Raw genomic sequence first — 1,758 nt, forward strand, 5'->3', positions numbered from 1 at the left:
TCACGCCGCCGAATGATGGCACACAAAAGGAGAACAGGCTCGACTTACGAGTGGCCCTGAAAAAAGGGGCAGGTCAGAATGGCGGCTTCTGATGCGGGATGTGGATGAGCGGACGTTCAGCTCGACAAAGGTTTTGTCCTGGCCATAACCTCAACCAGTCATTGGCACGGTACGACAGCAATAGCGCTGGAGGGTGGTGAGCGGTCCTCTAAGACTTGGCCGTTTCTCCGGCCATGCAGAGTCTGAGTGGAGCGCCCGAAGGCGGCCTCCTCACAGCAGAGCCAACTTCCCCAGCGGTGGCCGCCGCTTACGGGTTTCTCCACCAGGACTAGAGGATTATCAGCGGAGACGGACAGAATACTTTTGGCATCCTGAACAATATGTTGCCATTGACATTTGGCGCCAGCATGACGATGTTAGCGGTGTGATGCACATCAGTGTGCCAACGAGCTAAAGGCGCGCCCAACAGACGTTCCGAGCCTCAGGGTTCCAAAGTCTCTTCGGGCCGCCTTACCCTTTTCTTTCGGGCCGCCTTCTGGGCGGCCCGATGTATTTTTGTCGGTCCTTGACGAATGTCAGATAGACGCCAAACACTCGATAGTTAAGCGCCCTCCATGACTTAGTGGTTAGCTTGTTTGGCATGGACGGCCGCTCACGGGTTATACTGTGCGTGGGGTCAAGCAGGTCGATCATCGCGTGCACAACGACACCGTATTGCAGCAATTGCTGGCGCTCGGTCGTGTGCTCGGTTCGAGAGAGGAACGTCGCCAGAGGCATGATCCACCGCCTGAAACCTTCGGTTTCTTCGAAGGCAGCTACGAACTCGACGAAGGTCTTCGCTCCCTTTTCAGTGCGGAAAGTCTCGCCAACAGCGCGTTGCAGTACCCTCGGTAGGATCCGGACGCGGCGCCCTTCTAGGCAATCGAAGAACTTCTGGAGCCGCAGGCCGCGCTCATCCTTTGCCATTGCGACCGACATACCTTCCTGACGGATCACCTCAACCTGCGCCCAGAAGCAGCCAAATAGGTAGAGGAGGCTCGCAAAATCGTGGTTCTCGAGGCGGCTGTCGTCTGGCGTCACGCTGTGAATCGCTTTGAAGTCATCTTCCGCAAGCGATCGTAGCTTGCCGACAAGCTCGTCGGCAGCCTTCAGCAAGGGATCGAGGTGACGGTCGACGAACTGTTCGGCGGAGTCCGACTTTTCTCTTCGCTTGCGCCATTCCTGGTAAGCGATGTCGAGGATCTTCACCGTAGAACCGCCGCCAAGAGCTGCGACGAAAAGTTGTCCCCACCCGGCATCTACCATCTGCTGCCCCACCTCTGTGCACAGAAAAGCATATACAACGAAGGCCGGCAAACCTCTTCCTACCAGCGCTAACGTCGCAGAGGGGGCCGACTGCCGACAGTCCCCTTTCGAGTTGCTGCACTGGATGGCTGCCCTTCGGCGAACGACCCAATCCGGCCGTTCAAGGTTGGCCGGGATTGGCTGCACAGCCGTTTGTTCGGAATACGTTCGGGTAGCGTTCGGGGACATCGTGAGCCGACCGCGTCATTGTCATTGCATCCCTAGCATGGAGAGCGACAATGGATACCATGGAACGTGACGCCGCCTACATCGCTGAGCAGGTGAAGTTCATACGCAAATGGCATGGTCTCACTCAGGAGAATCTTGCCAATGCAGCTGACCTGCCCCCCGCAAAATCCCTCACCGTGATGTAGAGTCTGCGCCAACTTTGAAGGAGCAGACGAATGCGAAAGA

The 1,758-nt window shown here is 57.1% G+C and carries 2 protein-coding genes; one reads left to right on the forward strand and one right to left on the reverse strand.

The features are described from left to right. Nucleotides 1–510 precede the first annotated feature (510 nt). A complete protein-coding gene (locus NYR58_RS20280; RefSeq protein ID WP_261522933.1) occupies nt 511–1,356 on the reverse strand; it encodes a hypothetical protein in 846 nt (281 codons plus the stop codon). Between the two features lie 227 nt (nt 1,357–1,583). Between NYR58_RS20280 and NYR58_RS20285 the strand changes: the two genes are divergently transcribed. Then, nucleotides 1,584–1,718, forward strand: coding sequence for a hypothetical protein (locus tag NYR58_RS20285; protein WP_261522934.1), 135 nt, complete (start codon nt 1,584–1,586; stop codon nt 1,716–1,718). Nucleotides 1,719–1,758 lie beyond the last annotated feature (40 nt).

The organism is Chelativorans intermedius (assembly GCF_025398255.1).
In the GTDB taxonomy this organism is placed as follows: Bacteria; Pseudomonadota; Alphaproteobacteria; order Rhizobiales; family Rhizobiaceae; genus Chelativorans; species Chelativorans intermedius.

Coding starts and splice junctions, on each gene's coding strand:
- NYR58_RS20285 (WP_261522934.1), top strand. CDS start 1,584: ATGGATACCATGGAACGTGACGCCGCCTACATCGCTGAGCAGGTGAAG.